We start from the raw sequence: 23,524 nt of genomic DNA on the forward strand, positions 1-23,524 counted from the left end.
CTCACGGAAATACTAATTCAGGTTATGAATAAAAAAGTCGCATTTTATACCTTAGGTTGTAAACTCAACTTTTCTGAAACTTCAACTATTGCCAGAAATTTTTCCTCTGAAGGGTTTGAACGTGTTGATTTTAAAGAAAAAGCAGATATTTATGTAATAAATACGTGTTCTGTGACCGAAAATGCAGATAAGCGTTTTAAATCAATCGTGAAGCAAGCGCAAAAAATAAACCCTGAAGCTTTTGTAGCTGCAGTTGGATGTTATGCTCAATTAAAACCAAGTGAATTAGCTGATGTGGAAGGTGTTGATCTCGTTTTGGGAGCCACTGAAAAATTTAATATTACAAGTTATCTCAACGATTTGACCAAAAATGATATGGGAGAAGTCCATAGCTGTGAGATTCAAGATGCCGATTTTTATGTAGGTAGTTATTCTTTTGGTGATCGCACTAGGGCATTTTTAAAAGTTCAGGACGGTTGTGATTATAAATGCACCTATTGTACCATTCCATTAGCCAGAGGGATTTCAAGGAGTGATACATTAGAGAACGTGCTACAAAATGCAAAAGAAATCTCTGAAAAAAATATAAAAGAAATTGTACTTACTGGTGTTAATATTGGCGACTATGGAAAAGGAGAATTCGGAAACAAAAAACATGAACATACGTTTTACGAATTGGTTCAGGAGTTAGATCAGGTTGACGGAATTGAGCGTTTACGTATCTCTTCAATAGAGCCTAATCTTCTTAAAAATGAAACCATTGAATTCGTGTCTCAAAGTAATTCTTTTGTACCCCATTTCCATATTCCATTACAAAGTGGAAGTAATGAAATTCTTAAATTGATGCGTCGTCGTTATATGAAAGAATTATATGTAGACCGTGTTACTAAAATCAGAAAAATGATACCTCACGCATGTATCGGTGTGGATGTGATTGTTGGCTTTCCCGGAGAAACAGATGATTTATTTTTAGAAACTTACAATTTTCTAAATGAGTTAGATATTTCGTATTTACATGTGTTTACCTATTCTGAGCGTGATAATACGGTTGCAGCTTCATTACAAGGTGTGGTTTCAAAAAAGGTGAGAGCTAAACGTAGTAAAATGTTACGTGGACTTTCAGCAAAAAAACGAAGAGCATTTTACGAACAACAATTAGGAAGTAACCGAACGGTACTCTTTGAAGGTGAAAACAAAGAGGGTTATATTCATGGCTTTACTGAAAATTATGTAAAAGTAAAATCGCCTTGGAATCCTGAACTGGTCAATACATTGCATGAAGTGGCATTGACTGAAATTGATGATGATGGGTTGGTGAGATTTGATTTTGTAAGTGAAGCGTATTAATATCTTTGTCGTGTAGTAATTATCATATGCTGTATGTTACGATATAATCAAATAATAAAAATTGAACCAAAAAAAACTGAAACTCTTTAAAGTTTCAGTTTTTTTGGTTTGTTAATACTGGGAATTAGATTCTAATTCCAACGGGTAACATTTTTTTGTATTTTCTATGTCGTCTAATAAATTTTGCAATTTCAGGACTCGTAGGGACTACACTTATATTACGTTCTGCAATATTTTCGAATACTAGAGTTAAAAACTCTTCTTCAAAACCTTCAGAATTAATAGTATCTGGAATAATTAGTTTTGTTAAGAAAATTTTCCGGTCTTGAAGTGCGTATTCAATTTTGGCAAGTTCATCTTCAACCTTAAGCTCAAATTGACGTAAAAAGTCATTGTCAGTCAGTTCTGCTGCATCAATCATAATAATTAGTTATTTAATTCAATGGTTGGTAGGGTAGAAACTATAGATTTATATAGTTTTGTAATACAAATTTACAAAAAAATTAGCACATACTAAAAATAACTGGTTTTTAAATACTTATGTCTCAGGAAATCATACATGTTTACCTTATGCCAGGAATGGCTGCAAACCCAACTATTTTTGAATATTTCAAATTACCTAAAGATCAATTTAAAATACATTGGCTAGAATGGATGATACCAGAAAAAAATGAACCTTTATCTTCTTATGCTAAACGCATGATTGCCAAAATAGAACATGAAAATGTTGTATTATTAGGTGTTTCTTTTGGTGGAATCCTTGTTCAGGAAATGAGTAAGTATATGAATCTTAGAAAGCTTTTTGTAGTATCTAGTGTGAAGTCTAAACATGAACTACCAAAGCGAATGAAGCTCATGAAGATAACAAAAGCCTATAAAATATTACCTACTCAATTGATTAGTAATGTCGATGTTCTTGCAAAATATGCATTTGGAGAAACTGTTACTAAACGTGTAGAATTGTATAAAAAGTATCTTTCAGTAAGTGACAAGCGTTATTTAGACTGGGCTATTGAAAATGTAATTGAATGGAACCAAGACCAGCCTCATCCTGAAGCCATCTATATTCATGGAGATAAAGATGCTATTTTTCCTCATTCCTGTAACGGTAATTGTATCATTATTAAAGGCGGAACACATATTATGGTTATAAATAAGTACAAATGGTTTAATGAAAATTTACCAAAACTTATATTAGAAGAGGCTTGAACACCATGATTATATTTTATACATTTATAAAAAAACAAATATGAAGACGATTAAAAATATGTTAGCAACGATTGGTTTAGTTGCTGTGTCTGGATTGTTCATTTTTGCAATGCAGAAAACTCCAGTAGAAGTGCAAACTTCAGATAAATTCAATTCAATTAATGAATCAAAATCTACTAATAATTATAATGTTTATGCATTATCTGTTCCAGAGTCATTAGATTTTGCTGGTGAAAAAGTACCTCTTAATAATCCAGATATTTTAGAACGAATGGATCGGGAACTATTGGTTAATACCTATTGGCAATCTAATGGCTTGTTAATGTTTAAACGGGCTGCAAAGTATTTTCCAATTATAGAACCAATTTTAAAAAAGAATGGAGTGCCTGACGATTTTAAATACTTGGCCGTAATTGAGAGCGGACTTACAAACGCAGTATCTCCTGCAGGAGCCAGAGGTGTTTGGCAAATTATGAAAGCAACAGGAAGAGAGAATGGTCTTGAGATTAATGATAATGTAGATGAACGTTACCATTTAGAAATGGCCACAGAAGTCGCTTGTAAATATTTGCTTAAGGCTAAAGAGCAATTAGGTTCTTGGACATTAGCTGCAGCTGCTTACAATGCTGGTAATGCCGGAATTTCAAGACGTTTGGAAGAACAAGGAGTAACCGATTATTACGATTTATTACTAGGTGAAGAAACTGGTCGCTATTTGTTTAGAATCGTAGCCTTAAAAGAAATTTTAAACCATCCGGTAAAATATGGTTTTAATTTTAATGAAGAAGATTTATATACTTCTGTACCAACATATAAAGTAGAAGTAGATACAGCAGTGACAAATTTTTCTCAGTTTGCTAAAAAATTTAGCATCAACTATAAAATTCTAAAACTTCACAACCCTTGGTTGAGAGAACCTCATTTGAATAACAAATCAGGAAAAAAATACAATATAGACATTCCAAAAGATGGATTCTATTCTATAAAACCTTAAATGATAACATTTGTCAAGGATAATATTGGGTGGATATTACTAGTTTTAAATTATTTACTGGCAGTATCGGCATTGATTACTATTTTACTAAAAAATATTAATCCTTCTAAAACGGTTGCTTATATATTAGTTTTAGTCTTTTTTCCTTTTTTTGGGTTAATTGTATATTATCTCTTCGGACAAGAATACAGAAAAAATAAACTGTTTAACAGGAAAGATATTTCAAACACAAAAATCATCAAATCTGTTGGAGATAACTTACGTGTTGAAGAAAAAAAATTTGATAGTGTAAGTATTGAATTAGATGATAAAATTAAACTGATAAAACTACTCAAAGCAAGCGAAAAAACTCCGCTCACCATAAAAAATGAAGTAGAAATACTTATCAATGGAGAAGTAAAGTTTAATAAGTTATTTGAGGATTTAAGGCAAGCCAAAACTTATATTCATTTAGAATATTATATCGTAAAAGATGATATAACAGGTACAGAATTACTTGACATTATTTGCGATAAAGCCAAACAAGATGTTGAGGTAAAACTTACTTATGATGATGTGGGTAGTAAATTGTCTTCTAAAATGAAGCATAAACTCGATGAAAGCGGAGTAGAACATCATCCGTTCATGCCTGTTTTGTTCTCCAGTTTTACAGGAAAGTCCAACTACAGAAATCATAGAAAAATTGCTATTATTGATGGTTTAGTAGGCTATATTGGAGGAATAAATGTGTCTGATAATTATGTAAATTCTAGAACGTCAAAAAAGTATTGGAGAGATACACATTTGAGAATAAGAGGAGAAGCCGTTAAAGTACTTCAATTTCATTTTTTAACAACATGGGATTTTGTGACTGAAAATACTGTAGAGATTAAAAAAAGCTATTTTCCAGATGTTAAATGTGATAAAGATGTAGCCATTCAAATAGCAGCCAGTGGTCCTGATACAGATTGGGCTAATATCATGGAAGCTCTGCTAACTGCTATTAATAATGCTGAAGATTATATCTATTTGACAACACCTTACTTCATTCCTAATGATCAAATTATAACAGCATTACAAATCGCATCAAAAATTGGTGTAGAGGTGAAATTACTTATACCAAAAAATTCAGATTCATGGGTAGCAGAACATGCAACCAACTCGTATTTAGATGATTTAATGGAAGCTGGAATTGAAGTGTATCGTTACAATAAAGGGTTTATACATGCGAAAACGATGGTTGTAGATGACGTGTTTTCAACTATTGGAACCTGTAATCTCGATAATAGAAGCTTCAATATTAATTTTGAAATTAATGCTCTTATTTATAATAAAGAACAAAGTCAGATATTAAAATCACAATTTTTAGAAGACCTTAAAGACAGTGATTGTATAGATTTTGAATCCTGGAAAAACCGTTCTAATTTTTCAAAACTCAAAGAATCTTTCGCTAGGCTTTGGTCTCCTTTGTTATAAAAAGAACTTATCGTCTGCTGCGTTTATTTTGTCTTGCAGATGTAGGCTGACCATAATGTTGCTTCGGTATAGAGGTCTTTTTCATTTGCTGTTTAAACATCTTTATTTGGTCTGCTAACATGTCTCTTTTATCAAGTTTTTGCGCTTCAGCTAATAATTTTTGAGCCTCTTGCGGACGACGTTTGCTAAAAGCTATTCCTGCTAAGTTTAATTTAGCCATTGCAAGATCATGATCCATAGACAAACCAAGTCCTATTGCTTTTTTGAAATGTTTTTCAGCAGCATTCATATCAGTTTGAGCGACCATAATGCCATGCAAATAATAATAATAGCCTTCTTGCTTTTTTACTAGTGCACTTGAAGGGTTTTTAATTTTGTTTAACCAGTTTTTTGCACCTTCAAAATCTTGCTTTCTCAATTTTAAAAAAGCCAGAAGGATAAATTCATTTTTAAAATACAGAAATATAAAAATGAGTGATAATAATATAAACATGATTCCATTACCAATATAGCCTTCAATAAACTGATATATGGCATAGGCAAGTATTAAAAATGCGATTACTAATTTTATGTTTTTATTGAACATTTTTTGAAATTAAAATTTAGGCTGCAAAGTTAATAAAAACAATTATAAATATTTTTAATATTACATTTGGCAAACTAAAAACTCTTTGTATATTTGCACGCAGTTTTAAGAACAGCTTAAGACATCAAAAAAGACATTAGATTTAAAGATATAAGACAATGAGCAAAAGAACGTTTCAACCGTCAAAAAGAAAAAGAAGAAATAAACACGGTTTTAGAGAAAGAATGGCTTCTGTAAACGGAAGAAAAGTTTTAGCACGTAGAAGAGCTAAAGGAAGAAAGAAATTGTCTGTATCATCTGAAACTAGACATAAGAAATAATGATTAACAATTGTTAATATTTTAAAGGTGTTACTTAGGTGTAACACCTTTTTTTGTACCTATTTGTTATCTATTTTTGCAACTATTAAAAAAACAAACATGCCAAAAAGCGAAAAATTAAAATCCATCCTTATCATAGGTTCTGGTCCAATAATAATTGGTCAAGCCTGCGAATTTGATTATTCAGGAACTCAAGCTTTACGTTCACTTCGTGAAGATGGAATTGAAACCATTCTTATCAATTCTAATCCAGCGACAATTATGACAGATCCTACAATGGCAGACCATGTGTATCTGTTACCTTTAACGACTAAGTCGATTATCAAAATATTAAAAGAGCATCCGCAAATTGATGCTGTTTTACCAACAATGGGTGGACAAACAGCTTTAAACCTTTGCATTGAAGCTGATGAAAAAGGAATTTGGGGAGATTTTAATGTGGATATAATTGGTGTAGATATTGATGCCATTAATATTACAGAAGATAGAGAGCAATTTAGAGAGCTTATGCTCAAAATTGGAGTAGGAATGGCTCCACAGGCAACCGCTAATTCATATTTAAAAGGAAAAGAAATAGCTCAAGAATTTGGTTTTCCATTAGTAATCAGAGCAAGTTATACCTTAGGTGGAGCAGGAGCATCGTTCGTTTATAAAGAAGATGAATTTGACGAATTACTCACACGTGGTTTGGAAGTATCTCCAATTCATGAAGTCATGATCGATAAGGCTTTAATCGGTTGGAAAGAATACGAATTAGAACTGCTAAGAGATAAAAATGATAACGTTGTTATTATTTGTGCGATAGAAAATATGGATCCCATGGGCATCCATACAGGCGACTCGATTACGGTTGCTCCAGCCATGACACTTTCTGATAAAACCTACCAAAAAATGCGTGATATGGCGATTCATATGATGCGTAGTATTGGCGATTTTGCTGGTGGTTGTAACGTGCAGTTTGCTGTAAGTCCTGATGAAAATGAAGATATCATTGCCATTGAAATTAATCCTCGTGTATCGCGTTCATCAGCATTAGCAAGTAAAGCCACAGGATATCCTATTGCAAAAGTAGCAGCTAAATTAGCCATTGGGTATACATTAGATGAATTAAGTAATCAAATTACAGGTTCCACTTCAGCCTTATTTGAACCCACTTTAGATTATGTGGTTGTGAAAATACCACGTTGGAATTTTGATAAATTCGAAGGTTCCGATCGTCGATTAGGACTGCAAATGAAAGCTGTAGGTGAAGTGATGGCTATAGGACGCTCGTTCCAGGAAGCACTTCATAAAGCGACCCAATCTCTGGAAATAAAACGTAACGGATTAGGCGCAGATGGAAAAGGATACAAAGATTATCAGCAAATTATAGATAAGTTAACTTACGCTAGTTGGGATCGTGTGTTTGCGATCTATGATGCCATTCAAATGGGAATTCCGTTGAGTAGAATTCATGAAATCACTAAAATCGATATGTGGTTCTTAAAACAATATGAAGAACTGCACGAACTGGAGAAAGAGATTTCAAAGTTTACTATCGATACAATTGAGCGTGAATTGCTGTTAGAAGCTAAACAGAAAGGTTATGGTGATCGTCAGATTGCTCACATGTTAAAATGTCTGGAAAGCCAGGTGTATAATAAACGAGATGAGTTTAACATCAATCGAGTGTATAAGCTGGTAGATACGTGTGCTGCTGAATTTAAAGCGGAAACACCATATTACTATTCCACATTTGAAAATGAAGTTGAAACTCCAAACGGACAAAAGTTTTCTACTAATGAAAGTCAAGTTTCCGATAAGAAAAAAATTATTGTTTTAGGTTCTGGACCAAACCGAATTGGTCAAGGAATTGAGTTTGATTATTGCTGTGTTCATGGTGTTTTAGCAGCTTCAGAATGTGGCTATGAGACCATTATGATTAATTGTAATCCTGAAACGGTTTCAACAGATTTCGATATTTCAGATAAATTGTATTTTGAACCTGTGTTCTGGGAACACATCTACGATATTATTCGCCATGAAAAACCTGAAGGAGTCATTGTTCAGTTAGGTGGTCAAACCGCTTTAAAGTTAGCTGAAAAGTTAGATCGCTACGGCATAAAAATTATTGGAACAACTTATGAATCTTTAGATTTAGCTGAAGATAGAGGACGATTTTCTAATCTTTTAAAGGAAAACAATATTCCATATCCTGAGTTTGATATTGCAACCACAGCAGATGAAGCATCAGCAATTGCAGATGTTTTAGATTTTCCAATTTTGGTGAGACCTTCTTACGTTCTAGGTGGTCAAGGCATGAAGATTGTGATTAATAAAGAGGAACTTGAAGAACATGTTGTTGATTTGCTTCGCAGAATGCCTGGAAATCAATTACTTCTTGATCATTACCTCGATGGAGCCATCGAAGCTGAAGCAGATGCCATTTGTGATGGCGAAAATGTCTACATCATTGGAATTATGGAGCATATCGAACCATGTGGAATTCACTCTGGTGATAGTAACGCAACACTACCACCTTTTAATCTAGGTGAATTTGTAATGCAGCAGATTAAGGATCATACTAAAAAAATTGCTTTAGCTTTAAATACTGTAGGTTTAATCAATATTCAGTTTGCCATAAAAGACGATATGGTATATATTATCGAAGCCAATCCAAGAGCATCACGTACTGTTCCGTTTATTGCTAAAGCCTATGGAGAACCTTATGTCAACTACGCTACTAAAGTGATGCTTGGAGATAAAAAAGTAACCGATTTTGAATTTAATCCACAATTAGAAGGTTATGCTATTAAACAACCTGTATTTTCATTTAATAAATTCCCTAATGTGAATAAAAAATTAGGACCAGAAATGAAGAGTACAGGAGAAAGTATCTTATTTATTGATAGTTTAAAAGACGACGAGTTTTATAATTTATATTCAAGAAGAAAGATGTATTTAAGTAAATAATCTGTTTTTTCGATGAACCGCATAGTCTACTTAACTAAAAATTACTAATTTAGCTTTATTAAAGTCTGACTATGAAAACAAAACTACTTATATTATCCTTATTACTAATGACTTCGGTTTCTTTCGCTCAGGTTGTTGCCAATCAGGTTGATGATTTTGAAGACAACACACCACAAAGTTGGACTGTTGGAAACCCATTTGTAGCACAAAATCAGATTAGTTTACCTACTGATGGCGGACCAGATGGATCAGGAGATCAATTTTTCAGATATACGACTACTGGAGCACCTAATGGACAAGGAAGCAGATGTTTGGTCTTTTCTACTGGAGCACAATGGTCTGGTGATTTTATAGGACAAGGTATTGTTGCTATAAAACTTAACGTTCGTGCTAATGTACGTGATTTGAGTTTGCGTGTTGGGTTTAGTGATGAAACAACAGAAAGTTTTTTGCCTACAACTCAGGTCGTAACAGATCCTATCACTATTACAGCAGGTTCTGGTTGGCAAGAAGTAATTATTTCTATTCAACCTTCAGATTTAAATGTTTTGGCTTTTGGAGATGGAGCCACTCCAGCAGAAGTTCTTGCTAATGTCGCAGAAATGAGAATTTTTAGTCAAACACTTGAGGATTGGACTGGAGAAGCAGGAATTCCTGGTGACCCTACACCTCGTAGTATGGATTTAGATAATGTTACAGCATCGACTACATTGAGTACAACGGATATTTTATCTGCTGATGAATTTTCAATATCACCAAATCCTGCAACATCTAAGTTAAATGTATATTTACCTAAAAATTCAAAGAATACTACCATTTCTGTGTATGATGTTTTGGGTAAACGTGTGTTTTCAAAATCTCTTGATGTGTTGGCATCAACTTCAATAGATGTTTCCAACTGGAATAGTGGAGTTTATATCATAAGAATTTCATCTGATAATACAACGCAAACTAAGCGATTTGTAAAACAATAAATGTTTAAACTTTTTATAAAAAAACCATCAGAGCAAACTGATGGTTTTGTTCTTTTATAGGAATCTATTTAAATGTTCAATTTTTGATGAAACGTTTTGTTTCGGTTTTGTCTCCTGTAACTATTTTAATAAGGTACAATCCATTTTCTAAATTTGAAACATCAATATTTGAGAATCCTTCAGAATCAGTAATTCTATTTAAAACTTGTTTACCAAGAATATCAAATACTTCTAAGGTTAGATTTGTTTCACTGGAATTAAATTCAATATGTAATATCGAATGGGTTGGATTAGGGTAAAGATGGATACCTAAACTACGATTAAAATCGTTAATACCTAATAGTGTATCCCAAAATTGAAAACCATTTTGAGCTCCATTTCCAATATACTCATAAGGTGGTGGAGCACTAATGAAAGTATTGGCAGTCCAGATACCTTTAGTGACTGCTACATTTTCTCTTCCGTTGCCACCACTTCCCCATTGTGTGAAATCTACCATACTGGCTGCAGATCCAAAACTTCCAGTAGGAAGATAAAGTCCTAAATCTGCAGCTGTATCGTTTAAAAACCCTGGAGCAGATAAAGTAACTTCAGCGTTGGGAGCTAAGTCCAGCGATCCGTTAACAACTGTTGTTTGTGATGATAGTGTTCGATAACCAAAAAGAGAGCATAATCTATATGCTCCTATATTTTGTGTTGAAGCATCAAAACTTTTAATAGTAACTGTATCAGCCACAGGATCAACCTCGATGATTCTAAATTGAGCATAAGCTTGCTGAAATGTAAAAGAAAGTAAGCCTAGAAATAAAATGGCTTTCATTGTGTAATGTTTTTTCATAATAATATATATTTAATTGGTTAATAATTCATTGTTGTTGGTATAAACTAGTATGTGACTAAATTTTGAGTTAGAGTTTTAAACTGCTTCAACTTGTTTCAGTTAAAGCAGTTTAGTTTAAAAAACTCTAAGGGTTAATGACTCTCCTAATTTTTCTTTTTCATAATATGGTTTTTAATTGCAATTATTTCTATATCGCAATCTGTCATCTAAATCAAGTTTTAAATCAATTTTTGTTAAGTCTGGACTGGTATTGATTTCCTGTAATTCCCAGTTATTATTACACAAGGTCAAAGCTGGAATATCTATAGCTATCATAATGTTATTTGCAGTTCCTGATGTAGACCAAGTGCCATAAACAGTGATGGAATTCCAATACACTGAAACTGTTCCATCCATGAAAAAATTAAAATCATAGCCCTCATAAATAGAATTATAATCGGTATTTTCTCTTTTTAATTTATCTACATACCAGTCTTGGCAGCCAGTTAAAAATTCAGCAACTAACTCTTGCGTACAATGATTGCAATCGTCATCATCATAATCATAATCATCATCTTCATCACAGTCGTTTTGATGATTTTCAATACTAGTTCGCAGTTCTAACATTGAATTAATTTGAAGTAATGTACTATCAGAAAGTTCTATTGAAATAGGAAAATTTATAGTGACAATATCTCCAGGTATAATGGCTTTGATAAAATTGTATAGTTCTTTGTCTTCTGTAAAAACTTCGGTAGATAGGAGTTCATTATTAGTGTTAAATATTGAAGCAGAAATGGGATATACAAAATCAACACATTCAATGTCATCATCTAAACTGTTTTCACCATTGCAATTTTCAGCATAACTGTTTAACTCACTATTAGAATTGATAATAACTTCAGAATAGTCACTTAGTACAATCGTAACAGGAAAAGTAATCTCTAAGGTGTTTACATCATCATATTCCTCATCAAAAATGGATTCTACTTTATCATAATCTGCATTATTATTTATAACGACTTCAGTAGAATTAGCACTAACGGTTACTGGTAATTTTATACTGAAGCAATTGGCTAAATCTAAAATATTATCATTTGAACCATCATTTGTAACTGTACGAAGCATTAAATCAGCTATAGAAGAGTTGGACTCTAAAATATCTTCAGAAGGTGTTTCAATAAATTCAGATTCTTCTTTTCTGCATGATGTAAGGACAAATGCAAAAGAGAAGAATAAAATAAAAACAGATTTAAATGATATGTTCATGGTATTGCATTTCTATAAGTTGTAATGCTTTTAATATATAACAACTGAAATTTAAAAACTCCTGAAAAAGAATATAAAATATTTATATACCTTTAAAAAATTAAAAGCATAGCCTTGTCAAAAGATTTTAAAAAGAACATCTGTGAAGCAAAAGTTTTTGAACATGTCTATAATACATATTCAAAAGATGTGCATGATTTTTTATATTATAAATTTGGAGCACAGTTCAATCCAAAAGATAAAACTCAAGAAGCATTTATTAAACTATGGAATAACTGTAAGAATGTGACATTGAGCAAAGCAAAATCATTTTTATTTACTGTTGCCAATAATATGGTACTCAATGATATCAAGCATCAAAAAGTAGTACTTAATCATCAAAAAGTACAGCCTAAATCTCATACCAATGAAACACCTGAATTTATCTTAGAACAAGAACAATTTTATGAACACTATAAAAAAGTGCTTGCCAGTTTAAGTGAAGAACAGCGTGTTGCATTTTTATTAAATAAAGCAGAAGGAAAAAAACACAGTGAAATTGCTGAGTTTTTGGGTGTTACTCAAAAAGTTGTTGAATATAGAATTTACAGTGCTTTTAGTATTCTTAAAAAGGAACTGAAAGGTTTTAAAATAAAATAATCAGGAGAATTACAATTGAAGTTGTTATATAGATAGATATCGATTTATGAATAAAGAAAATCTAACCAAAAAATGGTTAAATGATGCGCTAACTCCTGCCGAAAAAGAAATATTTGAGCAAGGAGAAGATTTTCAATTACACCGAGCAATTGTTGATGGTGCTCAGCACTTTAAAGCCTCTAATTTTTCAAGTCCAAATGATTTTGAAGATTTAAAATCTTCTCATCAAGCAAAAAAGTTAGCTTTAAAGCAGTTGTACTGGTTTAAGCCCTTATTAAAAATAGCCAGTGTTGTGGTAATAACACTAGGTATTTATTTTATGTTTTTTAATACTAATCAAGTAGCTATTGAAACATTTGTAAGTCAACAAACTAGTATTGAACTGCCAGATCATTCAAAAGTTACTTTAAATGCCAGCTCAGAAATTACCTACAGTAAAAGTGACTGGAAAAACCACAGACAATTACATCTTAATGGTGAAGCATATTTTAAGGTTGCTAAGGGCGAAACTTTTGAGGTTTTTACATCACTGGGATCAGTTACTGTTGTTGGTACAGCATTTAATGTTTTACAGCGTAAAGATTATTTTGAAGTACAGTGTTTTGAAGGTGTGGTAAAAGTGACCTCAGGAACTGTGTCTAAAACATTAATGGCTGGTGATACGTTCAGGCTGTTAAATAATGAATTTAGTCAAGATAAACTAACAGTTTTACAACCTGAATGGACCCAAAACCAAAGCCAGTTTAAATCCATTCCTTTTAAAATAGTTATGGCTGAATTGCAACGACAATACGACATTAAAATTGTAGTTCAAAATGTAAATGAAGACCGTTTATTTACAGGTGGATTTGAACATAATAATATTGAAAATGCACTGCTTTCAATCACGCAACCAATGGGTTTAAACTACAAAACCAAAGCATCAAATGAGGTTATAATTTATGGCAATTCAAACTAAACCATATTTTATATATTGCCTATTCTTGCTTTTTTGTTTTGAAGTAAATGCTCAGAAGACTCCATTAAAATTACCATTAACTGACATATTCCAGACACTTCAAATCCAATATCACATTCAGTTTAATTTTGCAGAAGATCTTCTGGAAGAGGTTAGCATTATTCCTCCTTCTCAAGACTTATCATTAGATGATGTTCTGTTGTATTTAGAAGAGCACACCATATTTTCATTTGATAGTCTGGATGGCCATTATATTCTGGTTCGTACTAAGATTAAAAGTTTTAAGACGCAACAGTTGTCTGAAATTATCTTATCCAAATATATTGTTAGAGGAATCAATAAGTTAAACAATGGATCCTATGAGATTGATTTTACAACATTTGATATCCTGCCAGGATTAATTGATACAGACGTTTTACAGGCTGTTCAGGCTTTTCCAGGAATTCAAAGCAGTAATGAAACGGTTTCAAATATCAATATAAGAGCTGGAACTCATGATCAGAATTTGATACTTTGGGATGGTATTAAAATGTATCAATCTGGACATTTTTTCGGTCTAATTTCAATGTTTAATCCACAAATCACACAACAAGTTAATGTGCTTAAAAACGGAACTCAAGCAGCACTTACAGATGGTGTTTCTGGTACCATTTCTATGGAAACCAGTTCGCAGATTAATGCCAAATTTAAGGGGAGTTTAGGTGTGAATTTTATTGATACTAATGGGTTTGCAGATATTCCATTGGGAAAAAAATCATCGCTCCAGATTGCTGCTCGAAAATCAATTAGTGATTTTGCAAAAACACCAACTTACACAAATTTTTTTAATCGGATTTCACAGTATACTGAAGTTGAAAACAATACCAGTAATATTAGTAATTCTGAACAGGAATTCGACTTTTATGATACCTCGTTACGATGGATTTATAACCTTTCAGATAAGGACCAAATCCGAGTTAATTTTTTAAATACGTATGATAAACTTCGGTTTAATGAAAGTTCATTAATAAGTACAACGGAAACGTCACGACAGAGTAGCTTGAGTCAAAATAGTATTGCAGGAGGTCTTCAATACCATCGAAAATGGAATGATAAATGGCAAACAGCTTTTGAGATTTATGAAACGGACTATAAATTAAAAGCAATTAATGCCAATGTATTGGATCAGCAACGTTTTCAACAGGAAAATATAGTGTCTGAAACAAGCTTGAAACTCATTGCAAATTATAAATTATCAGATAAGATTAAACTTTTAAACGGCTATCATCTTGTGGAAACAAAAATCACAAATCTGGATGATGTTGATAGTCCAAGGTTCAAGTCGTTAGTCTCTGAAGTGCTCATTACACAAGGTTTGTTTTCACAATTGAATTATAAAACCTTAAATAAAAAAACCAACTTAAACTTTGGTGTGAGGTATACTTATATCGACAAATTTAAAAAGCATATTCTTGAACCCAGATTGAGTTTTATGCATAAATTTTTGCATGATTTTTCTTTTGAAGCTTTAGCTGAATTCAAACATCAAAATACGTCCCAAATTATCAATTTTCAAAATGACTTTTTAGGCATTGAAAAAAGACGATGGCAATTATCTAACGACAGTACTATTCCTGTAATAAGAAGTAAACAGGCATCCATTGGACTAAGTTACAGTAAAAAAGGATGGTTGGTAAATGTTGATGGTTACTATAAAATTGTTAATGGAATTACAACACAGAGTCAAGGGTTTCAAAATCAATATGAGTTTGTAAAAGCTAAAGGAAATTATGAAGCTTATGGTTTAGATTTAATTTTACGAAAGCAGATTGAAAAACTTAATACATGGCTGAGTTATTCTTACCTGGCAAGTGATTACGAATTTAATGCATTACCACAACACACGTTTTCAAGTAATTTTGACATTAGACATGCCATTACCTTTGGTGCGGCTTATACTTTAGAGCATTTGAAACTTTCTGCTGGACTCAATTGGCATTCAGGAAAACCTACAACGCATCCTATTTCACGAAATCAGATAATGAATAATACTATTAATTTTGAAAGGCCTAATTCCAGTCGCTTAAAAGAGTATTTTAGAGTGGATGTTTCTGCGTTATACGATTTTAAACTCGGAAAAAAAACCAACGTGTATTTGGGTATTTCAGTTTGGAATTTACTAGATTCAACCAACGAAATTAATAATTTTTATCGTGTTAATAACGGAATAGTTAATCAGAACTTACAGAATGCACTGGGTGTTACACCAAATGCTGTTTTACGAATTCACTTTTAATAATTTTCAGGAAGCTCAATTCTAACGCGATACGTTTGTAAATCTTCAAGGTAATCTATGTGACTAAAGTCTTCACTGTTAAATTCAGACTGTCTCAATGCTTTAGTTTCTTTTCGTTTTATAGCTTTTAAGAAGCGTTTTATTTCAGATTTATCATTGATAATTAAACCCGGAACTTCAACAGATTCACCAAAATTATTCTTGGCTACCATTGTAAAGTAGGACGAATTACAATGTTTTATTTCTCCTGTTGTAATAGTTTCAGACTCAACACGAATACCAACTACCATAGAGGTTTTTCCAACATAATTGACTGATGCTTTCATGGTTACCAAATCGCCAATTTCAATTGAATTTAAAAAATCTACGGTATCTACAGAAGCTGTCACACAATAGGTTTCAGAATGTTTTGATGCACAGGCAAATGCAATCTGATCCATTAAATTTAAAATATAACCACCATGAATCTTACCACTAAAATTTGAATGTGATGGTTGCATTAATTGTGACATGGTAATTCTTGAAGAATCAATCGTTTTGTAATTCATAAGTCGTGTTATTCGTCATCATCATTACCATCCAGAGCACGCTTAATAATAGCTTCAGGTAGCGCTTTTTTAGCTTTTGCACCCATTTTTTTAAGCTTCTCAACACTGGTAATCAAATTGCCTCGACCTTCCACTAATTTATTCATGGCAGAAGAGTAGTCTTTTTTAGCATCATCAATTTTTTTGCCAACACCAGTTAAATCTTTAACCAAGCCTTCAAATTTATCATACAGCGCTCCAGCTTGTCTTGCAATTTCAATGGCATTACGCTGTTGTTTTTCGTTATTCCACATAGTGTCAATCGTGCGGAGTGTTGCCAGTAGAGTAGAAGGTGTGACTATCACTATATTTTGCTCAAATGCTTTGTTGTATAACGAATTGTCCTCATTAATAGCGACAGCAAAAGCAGGCTCAATAGGAATAAATAACAACACAAAATCAGGCGATTCTATGTCATACAAATCCTGATAATTTTTTTCTGAAAGTTGATCGACATGTTTTCTGATTGAGTTGATATGAGCCTTTAAGTACATCTGTCTTTCCTCTTCATCTGCATTGACATAACGTTCGTAATCAGTTAAAGATACCTTACTGTCAATAATCATTTTTTTACTGTCTGGAAGGTGTAAAACCACATCAGGAAGTACTCGAGTGCCATCTGGTAAATTAAAACTTTGCTGAACGTAATATTCTCTGTCTTTTTCCAGCCCAGATTTTTCGAGAACGCGTTCCAGTACCAATTCGCCCCAATTTCCTTGCATTTTACTATCGCCTTTTAAAGCTTTAGTTAGATTGGTGGCTTCTTTTGTCATTTGTTGGTTAAGATCTTTTAAGCCCAGTAATTGCTCCTTTAAAGCTGAATGCATGCTAATACTTTCCTTTTGTGTGTCATCAACTTTTTTTTCGAATATTTGGATTTTCTCTTGCAACGGATTTAAAATATTCTTGATATTTTCCTTATTCTGAAGGGTGAATTTCTCAGATTTTTCATCTAATATTTTTGTTGCTAGCAATTCAAAATCTTTTCTTAATTGTTCTTGACGTTCCTCTAGTTCCTCATCACGTTTTAGGTTTAATTGCTGGAGGTTTTCAAAATCTGCATTTTTTCTAGCCAATTCTTCATTTAACAAGTCTTTTTCACGACGAATATGTTCTCTTTCACTTTCAATTTTAGAAATAGTGTCTCTAAGTTCATGTAACTGTGTGTTAAAAATTGTGTTTTGCTTTTCATTTTCAGTATTGTGAAATTCTTTAAATTCGGTTAGCTGTTGTTGTAAATTGGTGTTTCGTTCTTCCAATGTGCTTTGTTCGCTTTTACTTTTCAGTTTAATAAAAAGCATGCCTAAATAGCCACCAATAGTTGCTGAAATTAGAATAGCTAAAATGAGAATGATACTGTCGTTCATTTAAAATTATTGTGTTTAAACCAAAGATAAAAATAGTATTATTATAATGTATAAAAGAAACAGAAATAATAAAAAAAGCACTCAATTTGAGTGCTTTTTTTATTATTTGTCTTTAGGATTAATACCAGCCTCTAACATTGTACATCACTGTACTTGGCTGATTTTTAGCTCTTGCCATACTGACTTCAAAAGCTGAGTCGTAATAGGATTTAGTTGCGTCTAAAACCTTAAGCTTATAATTCCAGTCTCTATCCTGCAAATCTTTAGCTCTCGCTTCAATTTTGCTAAATAATGCTTTTACTTTGCTAAAACAATCTGCTTCAGGTTGCACTGAAGACAAAATTCTCGCGGCTTCATTAGCGGCTTCAATATCTTGATTCGCACTCCAGATTGCTTCTGCTTCATTAAGTCTTAGTTTACAATCTCTGTTAACCGCTTTTAGGTAAAGTGCTTTTGTTTTGCTTTTAGATTTATCAAAACAAGAACTTGAGGCAGGTATGCTTAACATAATAGCTAAGGCTTCTTCTACTTGACCAGAGTTTTCTAATACTTGAGATTCTTTCGTGATTTGTTCACAATTAGAATTATAGTAATCAATAATTTTGTCTTTTCCTCTGGAAATAAAACTTTGCATAGCTTCGTTTTTAGGTTTTAAACCTTTTAGTGCTTGCATATAAGCTTTGGTCTCTGTAGTTCCTACACCTTTTACATTAAAAGATTCACTGGCATATAAAGTTCCTGCGATGCCATCTCCTATGTATAAGGTTACATCTAAAACCAGAACAACTTTTACAGGTGATGTAGGCATGATTTCCTTTGTGGCAACTACAATATTAGGTGTAATGATAAATCTTGAATTATATTGATTGTCACTAATGCCATTAGCAGTAACTAATTGGCCTAATTTATTAATGAGCATCTTTTTTGCTGATGCTGGTACGTTTTCAATTTGGTCAGGAACATAAGCACCTAAGTTAATTGCGTAATCTTTATTTTGTCCGAATGTTACTATTGACGCTAGACAAAATAGTATTGCTAAAACTTTTTTCATGTTGTTGTTTTTTATTATTTACCTCCTAATATTATTGTAGCTCTTCCAAGTCCTTTCATGACCAATTTATTTGGAATAGAAAAAGGAGCATCTTTTAAAAACTTACTTAGTTCTCTTACAAAACCTCTTGCATCTATAGCTCTTCCTCTGTCATTGTAAAGAGGAATTCTTACTTGTTCAAAAAGTGCCATGTTTTCGGTGTAATCTGTAGTACTGAATCTTCCTTTTACAGTATTGTCTGCCAGCCAATCTTCAATAACATAAATTAATTCGTCTTCTCCACCATATTCAGTTTCTAAATCACCATCCCAATCATCCCATGTCTGGATTCTTACGATGATTTCACGTCCGTTTTCAAACATATCATCAAAATGTTCCTGAAGCGACAAGGTAAAATTATCCATATGAGAAATCACAGCTTCAGATAGTAATACTGGTGTTTCAGCTGAAAATGAAGGTGCACCAGTACCTGTAGCAGTTGCTATTTGTTTATCTGTATAAGCATCTAAGCCTTGGAGATTAAAATTTATGGATTTCTTAGGGCCAGTCTGGTTAACTGTCCATGTTAATTGAATAATAATATCTGCTTTAGCGGCTTTCTTAATGGCATCGATAGGACTTTCATCTATTGAGGCTCCTGAATCTTTAGAGCTTCTTAAATTGTCTTCAACAGCATTAGATTCCATGGTTTTAATAGCAGACTCCATGTTTTTAAGAGGAAAACCTCTTTCTGCCATCATGCCATTAATTTGACTAATGACTTGTAATACTTCTGCATTTTCCTGAAATGCTCTTTTGTAATCAGGAATTCTTATTGTAGATCCTTGATTGTCAAAATTTAGCATGTATCCATTTTGATTGCACCAAACATCACTAGGCACTACCATTAAAGTAGGCTTCTTTGCTTGACCAAAGCTTGATAAACAGAATAAAGTAAAAGTGATGAGGGTAAATAGCTTATGTATTTTCATTTTGATTTTTTTTTTTATGAATTAGAAACCAGAGTCAAGTGATTTAATAATACCTTCTTTTTCTAGAAGTCTTCTTAATTGATCAGTAAGGACATTAACTACAATTCCAATTTTATATTCACGTCTACTAATCTTTAATCGGTCACCAGGAGCAATGCTGCCATCAGTTGCAGAACTTACATATCTTAAGTAGGCTCCTCCATCTGCAAAGAAACTATCAAAAAATTCTTTGTGCTTTTCTTCCATTGCAGGATCATTTACTAAAGCTCTAAATTGAGTACAACCTTGACCACCTCCAGCAAATCCTTTGAAAATAATTCCGTGAACAGCATTTTTCATTCCGCGGGAAATGGCATGTTTAGGATTTTTTGAATACGACCAGACTTTAACAAGTTTTGATCCTTGTTTAGCAATGCCTTCACATTCTAAATCATATCTCCAGATTTTAGTATCTTCGTTGGCTTTGTTTTTTTTCCATTGTGCATTTACACTAGTACAAAAACCTATAAAAAGTACTGATAATAATAAATGTTTTAATTTCATAATTGTATATTTTTAATTAATTTGACGAATTAGCATTCCTGCATAATATTTCTTTTTATTACCAGTAAATACGGTGTATTCGAGAGTTTCATCTGTGTTTTCTTCATCAGCATTAAATCGATTATCCCAAATTTGATTTTTATCGACTTTAATAACTCCAACACGTTTATACTCTGTTTTACCTTCTTTATTCAATACTTGTTCAAGGACTTCGTATTTATCTCCTTTTTCGAGACCTTCTTTCAAGCCTATTTTAGCAGATAAAGGCTCAGTACTCATCAAAGGTGTTTTTGTTCTAAAAACTTCATATTCTCTTTGTAATTTAGCAGTTACAGCATCAGAAGCTTTTATAGTTGCGATAGTAATTAACTCTTCATCCGTTTTTTTTGTAAACGACGTGCTTTGTAAATCTGCCCAAGCCATTTGTGTCCCAATATATTCTAATTCAAATACATCAGACTCGTTAAATGCTTTTACTTTTTCTTCATCAATCTGCCCATCTTCAGTCCAATAATCATTGTAAAAAATACTGGCAACTTCCTCATTCCATTTAAGTCTGTATAAATGTGCATCAGTCTTGATGACGTATCCTTTACCTAAGACACCAATGCCTTCACCAGCAGCATCACTCACTGTTGCTACATCGCCAGCACCTGCTAAAACGGCAACATCAGATACCATTGATAGTAAGCCTTTTGCTTTTTTTGCAACTTCTTCCTTATTTGTGTATTTAAAATTGTTAACGATGACAAATGTGTTTTTAATGAGTTCCTCACCAGCATCTGCTAACATAGCTGTTCCTCTTTCACTGTTTTTAGCAATTTTAACATCCAGATCACTAGCGTTATAAAAACCTCTTTCAGATATTAAATCCATGTTGAATCCACCTTGCTCACTTCGGGTGAACCATTTTGCAATCATCGATTTTGCTATGTCATGTGTCGATAAATATTCTGAAATAGCAACTTTTTGGGCTTCTTTTAAATCGGCTTTAGAGAGTGTATCGTTATATAACTTGGGAATACTTCTTTCGCTTACGATATGATTATTAAATTTTTCAGGTATTTTTGAGTTAACAAATGTCTCTTGAATTAATTGACTGAAATTTCGAGTGGAATCTGCCACCATTAATGTGTAGAGTGAACTTCTTCTGTACTCATCAGTTTTACTGTCGTTTTGGGAATATCCTGCGAGCATAAAGCAGACGCAAAATATAAGAATGAAAGGGTTGGTTAATTTCATCATTTTTAGTTGGTTAGTGTAATGCAAATTATAACTTTTAATTTGCTTTTAAACCGTGTTTTTTTGCAGTATATCGAATTGTATACATGAGATGCAAACTCTTTTACTCAGTTTTAAATTAATTATTTAACTCTGAAATTTCCGGTTTTTTTGTTAAAACTTATTAAGTCTTTTGGAAACAGTGTTTCAAAAATTCCTCTTTCAATGAGGTTACATGGAGAATTAGAAACAACCGAATTAGTAGTCATTACAATTATAGTATCACATAATTGAATGGCTAAATCAATTTCATGAGAAGAAAACAGGATTGTTTTATTCGTGTTTTTTGCAAGTTTTTGAAGTAATTTTAAGATGTAAGCTTTGTGATACATGTCTAAATGTGTGGTAGGCTCATCTAGTATAATAAGATCTGTATCCTGAGCTAAAGCACGTGCAATCATTGCTTTTTGAAGCTGGCCATCACTTAATTCGAAACATTTACGGTGTTTTAAATCTGATATATTAGTATGTTCAATGGCTTTATTAACGGTGGAAATATCATTTTCTGAAAGATTACCAACCCAATTGGTATAAGGTTGTCGACCAAGAGCAATAAGCTCAAAAACAGATAAGTTTTTAGACATGAGTTGTTCTGCTAAAACCAAACTCATGGTTTTTGCCAGTTCAACCGAAGCGTAGTTTTCCAAAGACTTATCATTAATGTAGATAGTTCCTGATAATGGTTTTTGAATAGCGGTTAAGGTTCTTAATAATGTAGATTTTCCAATACCATTTGCACCAACAAGTCCGATGAGTTCACCTTGCCTAAGCTGAATATTTATGGAGTCTGCAATAACCGATGATGCTTTCTTAGAGTTATAACCAATAGAAAGATTTTCGGTTTTTAGAATGGTATGTTTAGTGTTTTTTTTCATTTAAAATACCATTTTACGTTTTCTTACCAGCAACCAAACAACAACAGGAGCTCCAATTAAAGATGTAATTGCATTAATTGGTAACGTGTAATCACTTGTTGGTAATTGAGCAATACTATCACAGATGAGCATTATTATCGCTCCAAACAGGAAAACTGCTGGTAATAATATTTTATGATTTGACGTGTTGAACAACTGCCTTGTCATGTGTGGAATTGCTAGTCCGATAAAAGCTATAGGTCCAGCAAATGCAGTGATTGTGCCAGCAAGTAAACTCGTTGCTAAGATGATGATTAAGCGACTTTGTTTGATGTTTAAGCCTAAACTTTTAGCATAGTTTTCACCTAACAGAAAAGTGTTAAGTGCTTTTATAGAAAAAATAGTTAATACAATACCTAAAATATAAATACAGAAAAATATTAAAACTTCATTCCATGATAAATTACCTAAACTTCCAAAACCCCAAAAAATGTATTGTTGTAATTCTTCTGCAGAACTAAAATAAGATAACACACTTACTATAGCAGCTGTAATACTTCCAAACATTAAGCCTATAATTAAAATAGCCATAGTGTCTCTAACTTTAGAGGAGACTAATAGTACAGCCAGCAGGACAAGAAAACTACCTAAACTCGCTGCAATAACGACACTCCATTTTGAAATTAATAGTGTTGCTAACATGCCTCCAAACAATCCTGAGCCTAAAATAATTAAAGCAACGCCAAGGCTTGCTCCAGAACTAATCCCTAAAACAAATGGTCCAGCTAAAGGATTTCTAAATAATGTTTGCATTAAAAGTCCTGAAATTCCTAAGCCAGAACCAACTAGTATTGCTGTTATGGCTTTTGGTAATCTGTAATTTTGAATGATATAATTTTCCGTAATACCAAAAGCACTACTCAACACCTCTCTGGTTGGTATACTCACAGAACCTAAACTGATATTAGTAAAAAAACACAGTAGAAGTAATATGGATAATAAAACAAATGGATAAGTGAATTTAGTCGTCATTTTATTTATTGTTATTCCGAGGAACATGGAATCTCATCAT

At 32.6% G+C, this 23,524-nt stretch carries 22 protein-coding genes; 10 read left to right on the top strand and 12 right to left on the bottom strand.

Features of this window, described 5'->3' with window-relative positions; translation table 11 throughout:
* The first annotated feature begins 24 nt into the window (after positions 1-24).
* Positions 25-1,347: a tRNA (N(6)-L-threonylcarbamoyladenosine(37)-C(2))-methylthiotransferase MtaB gene (gene mtaB / locus ACRHNM_RS07550; protein WP_431135247.1), complete on the top strand. Its 1,323-nt coding sequence runs from the start codon at positions 25-27 to the stop codon at positions 1,345-1,347.
* A gap of 124 nt (positions 1,348-1,471) precedes the next feature.
* Here mtaB and ACRHNM_RS07555 read toward each other — a convergent pair whose 3' ends face one another.
* The gene (locus tag ACRHNM_RS07555; RefSeq protein WP_431135249.1) at positions 1,472-1,768 is read right to left on the bottom strand and encodes a GNAT family N-acetyltransferase; all 297 of its coding nucleotides are present in this window, start codon (positions 1,766-1,768) and stop codon (positions 1,472-1,474) included.
* Between the two features lie 119 nt (positions 1,769-1,887).
* Here ACRHNM_RS07555 and ACRHNM_RS07560 point away from each other — a divergent pair, with 119 nt between their 5' ends.
* The 3 genes from ACRHNM_RS07560 to cls are packed head-to-tail and all read left to right on the top strand — an operon-like array spanning position 1,888 to position 5,005.
* Positions 1,888-2,556 carry an alpha/beta hydrolase gene (locus tag ACRHNM_RS07560; protein ID WP_431135251.1) on the top strand — a complete coding sequence of 223 codons (669 nt, stop codon included), beginning with the start codon at positions 1,888-1,890 and terminating at the stop codon, positions 2,554-2,556.
* 40 nt (positions 2,557-2,596) lie between these two features.
* A complete protein-coding gene (locus ACRHNM_RS07565) occupies positions 2,597-3,550 on the top strand; it encodes a lytic transglycosylase domain-containing protein (RefSeq protein WP_431135253.1) in 954 nt (317 codons plus the stop codon).
* Complete coding sequence (gene cls, locus ACRHNM_RS07570; RefSeq protein ID WP_431135255.1) at positions 3,551-5,005, top strand: cardiolipin synthase; 1,455 nt, start codon at positions 3,551-3,553, stop codon at positions 5,003-5,005.
* Between the two features lie 7 nt (positions 5,006-5,012).
* Here cls and ACRHNM_RS07575 read toward each other — a convergent pair whose 3' ends face one another.
* Complete coding sequence (locus tag ACRHNM_RS07575) at positions 5,013-5,591, bottom strand: DUF2892 domain-containing protein (protein ID WP_431135257.1); 579 nt, start codon at positions 5,589-5,591, stop codon at positions 5,013-5,015.
* A gap of 158 nt (positions 5,592-5,749) precedes the next feature.
* Here ACRHNM_RS07575 and rpmH point away from each other — a divergent pair, with 158 nt between their 5' ends.
* From rpmH to ACRHNM_RS07590, 3 genes are all read left to right on the top strand, one after another.
* A complete protein-coding gene (rpmH, locus tag ACRHNM_RS07580) occupies positions 5,750-5,911 on the top strand; it encodes a 50S ribosomal protein L34 (RefSeq protein ID WP_298903370.1) in 162 nt (53 codons plus the stop codon).
* A gap of 99 nt (positions 5,912-6,010) precedes the next feature.
* On the top strand, positions 6,011-8,863 hold the full coding sequence (carB, locus tag ACRHNM_RS07585) for a carbamoyl-phosphate synthase large subunit (protein WP_431135259.1): 2,853 nt from the start codon (positions 6,011-6,013) through the stop codon (positions 8,861-8,863).
* Positions 8,864-8,934: 71 nt separating this feature from the next.
* A complete protein-coding gene (locus tag ACRHNM_RS07590) occupies positions 8,935-9,837 on the top strand; it encodes a T9SS type A sorting domain-containing protein (RefSeq protein WP_431135261.1) in 903 nt (300 codons plus the stop codon).
* 76 nt (positions 9,838-9,913) lie between these two features.
* Here the strand turns inward: ACRHNM_RS07590 and ACRHNM_RS07595 are convergent, their stop codons facing one another.
* The gene (locus tag ACRHNM_RS07595) at positions 9,914-10,675 is read right to left on the bottom strand and encodes a T9SS type A sorting domain-containing protein (RefSeq protein WP_431135263.1); all 762 of its coding nucleotides are present in this window, start codon (positions 10,673-10,675) and stop codon (positions 9,914-9,916) included.
* A gap of 174 nt (positions 10,676-10,849) precedes the next feature.
* Positions 10,850-11,926, bottom strand: coding sequence for a hypothetical protein (locus tag ACRHNM_RS07600; protein ID WP_431135264.1), 1,077 nt, complete (start codon positions 11,924-11,926; stop codon positions 10,850-10,852).
* A gap of 114 nt (positions 11,927-12,040) precedes the next feature.
* Here ACRHNM_RS07600 and ACRHNM_RS07605 point away from each other — a divergent pair, with 114 nt between their 5' ends.
* Genes ACRHNM_RS07605 through ACRHNM_RS07615 form a run of 3 tightly spaced genes read left to right on the top strand, consistent with a single transcriptional unit; the run spans position 12,041 to position 15,798 of the window.
* Positions 12,041-12,565 carry an RNA polymerase sigma factor gene (locus tag ACRHNM_RS07605; protein ID WP_431135266.1) on the top strand — a complete coding sequence of 175 codons (525 nt, stop codon included), beginning with the start codon at positions 12,041-12,043 and terminating at the stop codon, positions 12,563-12,565.
* Between the two features lie 46 nt (positions 12,566-12,611).
* A complete protein-coding gene (locus tag ACRHNM_RS07610; protein ID WP_431135268.1) occupies positions 12,612-13,523 on the top strand; it encodes a FecR family protein in 912 nt (303 codons plus the stop codon).
* On the top strand, positions 13,507-15,798 hold the full coding sequence (locus ACRHNM_RS07615; protein ID WP_431135270.1) for a TonB-dependent receptor plug domain-containing protein: 2,292 nt from the start codon (positions 13,507-13,509) through the stop codon (positions 15,796-15,798). Before ACRHNM_RS07610 ends, ACRHNM_RS07615 begins: the two co-directional genes overlap by 17 nt.
* Here ACRHNM_RS07615 and ACRHNM_RS07620 read toward each other — a convergent pair.
* The 8 genes from ACRHNM_RS07620 to ACRHNM_RS07655 all read right to left on the bottom strand — a co-directional run bounded on the left by ACRHNM_RS07620 (position 15,795) and on the right by ACRHNM_RS07655 (position 23,484).
* Positions 15,795-16,346 carry an acyl-CoA thioesterase gene (locus ACRHNM_RS07620; RefSeq protein WP_431135272.1) on the bottom strand — a complete coding sequence of 184 codons (552 nt, stop codon included), beginning with the start codon at positions 16,344-16,346 and terminating at the stop codon, positions 15,795-15,797. The genes ACRHNM_RS07615 and ACRHNM_RS07620 overlap by 4 nt on opposite strands.
* An 8-nt stretch (positions 16,347-16,354) precedes the next feature.
* Positions 16,355-17,752 (bottom strand): DNA recombination protein RmuC, encoded by a 1,398-nt coding sequence (locus ACRHNM_RS07625; RefSeq protein ID WP_431135274.1) that lies wholly within the window; start codon positions 17,750-17,752, stop codon positions 16,355-16,357.
* 118 nt (positions 17,753-17,870) lie between these two features.
* On the bottom strand, positions 17,871-18,803 hold the full coding sequence (locus ACRHNM_RS07630; RefSeq protein ID WP_431135276.1) for a hypothetical protein: 933 nt from the start codon (positions 18,801-18,803) through the stop codon (positions 17,871-17,873).
* Positions 18,804-18,817: 14 nt separating this feature from the next.
* Entirely contained in the window at positions 18,818-19,774 is a 957-nt protein-coding gene (locus ACRHNM_RS07635; RefSeq protein WP_431135278.1) for a DUF6175 family protein, read from the bottom strand.
* Positions 19,775-19,795: 21 nt separating this feature from the next.
* Entirely contained in the window at positions 19,796-20,317 is a 522-nt protein-coding gene (locus tag ACRHNM_RS07640; protein WP_431135280.1) for a hypothetical protein, read from the bottom strand.
* A gap of 12 nt (positions 20,318-20,329) precedes the next feature.
* The gene (locus ACRHNM_RS07645) at positions 20,330-21,562 is read right to left on the bottom strand and encodes a hypothetical protein (protein WP_431135281.1); all 1,233 of its coding nucleotides are present in this window, start codon (positions 21,560-21,562) and stop codon (positions 20,330-20,332) included.
* A gap of 119 nt (positions 21,563-21,681) precedes the next feature.
* Positions 21,682-22,473, bottom strand: a complete 792-nt coding sequence (locus ACRHNM_RS07650) for an ABC transporter ATP-binding protein (RefSeq protein WP_431135284.1) — start codon at positions 22,471-22,473, stop codon at positions 21,682-21,684.
* Positions 22,474-23,484 carry a FecCD family ABC transporter permease gene (locus tag ACRHNM_RS07655; RefSeq protein WP_431135286.1) on the bottom strand — a complete coding sequence of 337 codons (1,011 nt, stop codon included), beginning with the start codon at positions 23,482-23,484 and terminating at the stop codon, positions 22,474-22,476.
* Between the last annotated feature and the right edge of the window lie 40 nt (positions 23,485-23,524).

The organism is Psychroserpens mesophilus, from assembly GCF_050617655.1.
Taxonomy (GTDB): Bacteria; Bacteroidota; Bacteroidia; order Flavobacteriales; family Flavobacteriaceae; genus Psychroserpens; species Psychroserpens mesophilus_A.